This is a genomic window from Ornithinicoccus halotolerans, from assembly GCF_009602535.1.
GTDB lineage: Bacteria > Actinomycetota > Actinomycetes > Actinomycetales > Dermatophilaceae > Ornithinicoccus > Ornithinicoccus halotolerans.
In genome coordinates this window covers 1-4,630 of sequence record NZ_WIQI01000153.1, presented here as the reverse complement: position 1 = coordinate 4,630, position 4,630 = coordinate 1, and the positions used below count along the sequence as shown (strand labels likewise).

Sequence of the window (4,630 nt, the reverse complement as noted above, 5' to 3'; positions counted from 1 at the left end):
CGTGACGCTGCTGGTGCTGACCCGGCACGGCCGCAGCAGCAGCAACGCCGACGGGACCCTCGCCGGGGGTCCACCCGGCGAGGGTCCCGCTGGGCGCCGTGGTCAGCAGCCCGCCGGCTGGCGCTGCCGCCCGAGGTCGACGACGAGGACCTGGTCGCGGCCGTCGCCCGGGCCAGCGGGCGGCCGCGCGAGGAGGTGGCCCGGGCCCTCACCGACCCGAGCGCCGAGGACGACGAGACACTGGTGCAGATCGCACGGCAGGTGCGGTCGCTGGAGGAAGGAACGCTGCCACGATGACCGAGCCCACGCCCGACCAGGCCGGAGCGCACCCGCACGGCCATCCGGCCGCCGCCGACCCCGACGCCGAGCAGGCCCGCGAGGCGCTGCAGCGGGTGCGCGCCGAGGTCGCCAAGGCGGTGGTCGGCCAGGACACCGCCGTCAGCGCGCTGGTCGTGGCCCTCCTGGCCCGCGGCCACGTGCTTTTGGAGGGCGTGCCGGGCGTCGCCAAGACGCTCCTGGTCCGGGCGCTGGCCGCGGCGCTGGACGTGCGCACCAGCCGGGTGCAGTTCACGCCCGACCTCATGCCCGGCGACGTGACGGGGTCGGTGGTGTTCGACTCCCGCCGCAGCGACTTCGAGTTCCGGCCCGGGCCGGTGTTCACCAACCTGCTGCTGGCCGACGAGATCAACCGCACGCCACCGAAGACGCAGGCCTCGCTGCTGGAGGCGATGGCCGAGCGGCAGGTGACCGTGGACGGCACCTCGCGGGCACTCCCCGACCCGTTCCTGGTCGTGGCCACGCAGAACCCGGTCGAGTACGAGGGCACCTACCCGCTGCCGGAGGCCCAGCTGGACCGGTTCCTGCTCAAGGTGTCGCTGCCGGTGCCGCCGCGCGAGCAGGAGGTCGAGGTGCTGCGGCGCCACGCCGACGGCTTCGACCCGCGCGACCTGCCCGGCGCGGGGGTGCAGCCGGTGGCCGGCCCGCAGCAGCTGGCGGCCGGGGCGGCCCAGGTGCGGCGGGTGCAGGTCTCCCCCGAGGTGCTCGGCTACGTGGTGGACCTGGCCCGTGCCACCCGGACCTCCCCCTCCCTGCAGCTGGGGGTCAGCCCGCGCGGGGCGACCGCGCTGCTGGCGACCAGCCGGGCGTGGGCCTGGCTGCAGGGCCGCGGCTACGTGACCCCCGACGACGTGAAGACGCTCGCGACGGCGACGCTGGGCCACCGGCTCTCGCTGCGGCCGGAGGCCGAGCTGGAGGGGGTCACCGTCGACGCGGTGCTCGAGTCGGCGCTGCAGTCGGTCCCGGTCCCGCGATGACGCCCCGTCCCGCGGGCCGGCCGGGCGGCAGGAGGCGGCGGTGGCGCTGACCGGCCGCGCCGTCCTGCTGCTGGCGGCCGGGGTGCTGCCGGTCCTGGCGTTCCCGGCCGCGGCGACGGTGCGCTGGTGGCTGCTGCTGTGGGCGGTCCTCGTGGTCGCCGACCTGCTGCTTGCGCCGGACCCGCGCCGGTTGGAGCTGGTGCGGGAGGACGTGGCGCTGCAGGTCCGGCTGGGTGAGGCGGTCGACACCGTGTTGCTGGTGACCAACCCGGGCCGCCGCGGGGTGCACGGGGTGCTCCGGGACGCGTGGCAGCCCGCTGCTGGCGCGACCGGCGAGCGGCATGCGCTGCACCTCCCCGGCGGCGAGCGGCGCCGGCTGGTGACCTCGCTGCGACCCACCCGACGCGGAGACCGGCTCGCCGACCGGGTCACCGTCCGGGCGCGCGGCCCGCTGGGCCTGACCGCCCGGCAGCGCTCCCGTCCGGTCCCCGGCCGGGTCCGGGCACTGGCACCGTTCCGGTCCCGACGACACCTGCCGGGCCGGCTGGCGCGGCTGCGGGAGATCGACGGCCGCGCGGCGGTGCGCACCCGGGGGCAGGGAACGGAGTTCGACTCGCTGCGCGACTACGTCGAGGGCGACGACGTGCGCAGCATCGACTGGCGGGCCACCGCACGCCGCCGGTCGGTGGTGGTGCGCACCTGGCAGCCGGAGCGGGACCGGCGGGTGCTGCTGGTGCTGGACACCTCCCGCACCAGCGCCGGCCGGGTGGGCGACGAGCCGCGGCTGGACGCGGCGCTGGACGCGGCGCTGCTGCTGGGCACGCTGGCCTCCCGGGCCGGTGACCGCGTCGACCTGCTCGCCGGCGACCGCACGGTCCGGGCCCGGGTCGGCTCCGGCACCGGCCGCAGCGCGCTGCTGCACGAGATGGTCACCGCGACCGCGACGCTGGAGCCGGCGCTGCTGGAGGCCGACTGGACGACCCTCGCCGGCGCGGTGACCTCGCTCACCCGGCGACGGTCGCTGGTGGTGCTGCTCACCGGCCTGGAGCCGGCCGCGCTGGAGGAGGGTCTGCTGCCGGTGCTGCCGGCGCTGACTGCCCATCACCGGGTCGTGGTGGCCTCGGTGGCAGACCCCGAGCTGGCGCGGCTGCGGGCGGACCTGTCCGGCCCGGAGGCCGTCTACACCGCCGCGGCCGCCGAGCGGGTCACCGCGCTGCGGCAGCGCACCGCGGCCGCGCTGGGCCGGATGGGCGTGACCGTGCTGGACGAGCCACCGGACCGGCTCCCCCCGGCGCTCGCCGACCACTACCTCTCGCTCAAGGCGCACGGGCTGCTGTGAGGACGCGCCCGGGCAGCGTTCCGGGTGCGTCCGCCCAGGTCAGCGGCTAGCCTGTGACCCGCCGGGCGGGACCGTCCGGCGACGCGGGACGAAGGAGCGCTTCATGATCATCCTCGGCATCATCCTGCTGATCCTCGGCATGGTGCTGGACATCGGCATCCTGACCACCATCGGCATCATCCTGGCGGTCATCGGGATCGTGCTCTGGATCCTGGGCGCGATGGGACGCGCCGTCGGCGGCCGCCGGCACTACTTCTAGGACCCGCCCGGCCCACCGCGGGAGCCACGTCACCCCGCGGTGGGCAGCGTGTCCGCGAGCTGGTCCTCCTCGACGTCCCCGGTCAGCCCCCGGCGGACGGCTGACCGGCCCAGCGTGAACACGTAGACCAGGAACCCGGCCAGGGCGAGCACGCCGATGAGCACGCGGGCCCAGGTCGGCAGCGGCGAGGGGGTGACGAAGCCCTCGATCACCCCGGAGACCAGCAGCACCAGCACCAGCCCGAGGGCCACCCCGGCCGCGGTCCGCCCCTCCTGGCCGAGCGAGGACAGCCGGGAGCGCGGGCCCGGGGCGACCCAGGCCCAGCACAGCCGCAGCCCCACCCCGGCAGCCACGAACACGGCCGTCAGCTCGAGCAGGCCGTGCGGGGCGATCATGCCCCAGAACACCTCGCCACGCCCGTGCTGGTGCATCAGCGACCCGATCACCGCCACGTTGCTGATGTTCTGCCACAGCACCCACAGCACTGGCAGGCCGAGCACGCCGAACGCCAGCGCCTGCGCGGCGACCCAGGCGTTGTTGACCCAGACCAAGGTGGCGAAGCTGGCGGCGGCATGCTCGTGGTAGTAGCCCTCGAACTGGACCGAGACCAGCTGGTCCACCTGCTGCGGGGACAGCAGGGTGTTCTCCACGACCGGGTTCGCGTAGAGCCAGCCGCCCAGCACCAGCCCCACCACGACGTTGCCGAGCGCGGTCAGCCCCCACCACCACCGCAGCCGGTACAGCGCGGCCGGGAAGTCCTCGACCAGGAACCGGCCCGCCACCGCCCAGGAGACGGTGCGGGCCCCGCTGGCTTGCCAGCGGGCCCGGGCCAGCAGCGCCGACAGGTGCGACACCAGCGCCGGGTCCGGTGCCGCGGAGCGCACCGCGGACAGGTCGGTCGCGGTGCGCTCGTAGCCGTCCAGCAGCTCGTCGGCGGCCGGTCCGTCCAGCCGGCGGCGGCCGGCCAGCTCTGCGAGCCGGGCCCACGCCCGATGCCGGCGCTCCACCAGCACGTCCAGGTCCACCGCACCAGGGTAGGCCCCACGGCCCGCTAGCCTGGCGGCACCATGCAGCCCACCGCCCCGCAGCCGGCGCCACGCGGCATCTTCGACAGCGAGGGGTTCGTGCTGCCCGAGGCGGTCGAGCTCGACCTGCCGGCCGCCTCGCTGCCGCTACGCATCGTCTCCGGGCTGATCGACCTGATGGTGACGTTGCTGTGGGCGCTGCTGCTGGCCTGGTGGCAGCCCTGGGCGCTGGTCTCCGGTGACGCGGCGCTGCTGCAGGCGATGGTGATCGTGGTCACCGTCGGGGTGCTGGTGGCGCTGCCGGTGACGCTCGAGACGCTGCTGCGGGGCCGCACCGTCGGCAAGCTGCTGCTCGGACTGCGCACCGTGCGCGACGACGTGGGGCCGATCGGGCTGCGTCACGCGCTCATCCGCGCGCTGGCCGGGGTGGTCGAGCTGTGGCTCACCACCGGTGGCCTCGCGCTGCTCGTCGCGGCGACCAACGAGCGCGCCAAGCGGCTCGGCGACATGCTCGCCGGCACCTACGTGGTGCAGGCGCGCTCCCGGCTGCGGCTGCCCCCGCCGCCCGGGATGCCGCCGCACCTGGCCGGGTGGGCCGTCCGTGCCGACATCGGGGTGCTGCCGGACGGAAGGGACCTCCACGTGCAGGTGCAGGGGGGAGAGCAGGAAGGGCCGACCATCGTCCTGGAGAGCG

5 protein-coding genes and 1 pseudogene are annotated in these 4,630 nt (G+C 75.9%); 5 read left to right on the top strand and 1 reads right to left on the bottom strand.

What is annotated here, in order from left to right:
* The 4 genes and pseudogenes from GFJ45_RS16525 to GFJ45_RS16520 all read left to right on the top strand — a co-directional run.
* Positions 1–297 (top strand): annotated as a pseudogene (locus tag GFJ45_RS16525) (hypothetical protein); the annotation flags it as partial.
* Positions 294–1,313: an AAA family ATPase gene (locus GFJ45_RS15155; RefSeq protein ID WP_153398683.1), complete on the top strand. Its 1,020-nt coding sequence runs from the start codon at positions 294–296 to the stop codon at positions 1,311–1,313. The pseudogene GFJ45_RS16525 and the gene GFJ45_RS15155, both read left to right, overlap by 4 nt.
* Positions 1,314–1,353: 40 nt before the next feature.
* Entirely contained in the window at positions 1,354–2,652 is a 1,299-nt protein-coding gene (locus GFJ45_RS15150) for a DUF58 domain-containing protein (RefSeq protein WP_153398681.1), read from the top strand.
* 103 nt (positions 2,653–2,755) lie between these two features.
* The gene (locus GFJ45_RS16520; protein ID WP_194288711.1) at positions 2,756–2,911 is read left to right on the top strand and encodes a DUF6131 family protein; all 156 of its coding nucleotides are present in this window, start codon (positions 2,756–2,758) and stop codon (positions 2,909–2,911) included.
* 29 nt (positions 2,912–2,940) lie between these two features.
* Here the strand turns inward: GFJ45_RS16520 and GFJ45_RS15145 are convergent, their stop codons facing one another.
* Positions 2,941–3,936: a stage II sporulation protein M gene (locus tag GFJ45_RS15145; protein WP_153398679.1), complete on the bottom strand. Its 996-nt coding sequence runs from the start codon at positions 3,934–3,936 to the stop codon at positions 2,941–2,943.
* A gap of 42 nt (positions 3,937–3,978) precedes the next feature.
* Between GFJ45_RS15145 and GFJ45_RS15140 the strand changes: the two genes are divergently transcribed.
* The coding region (locus GFJ45_RS15140) for an RDD family protein (protein ID WP_153398677.1) at positions 3,979–4,630 on the top strand (652 nt) is incomplete at its 3' end.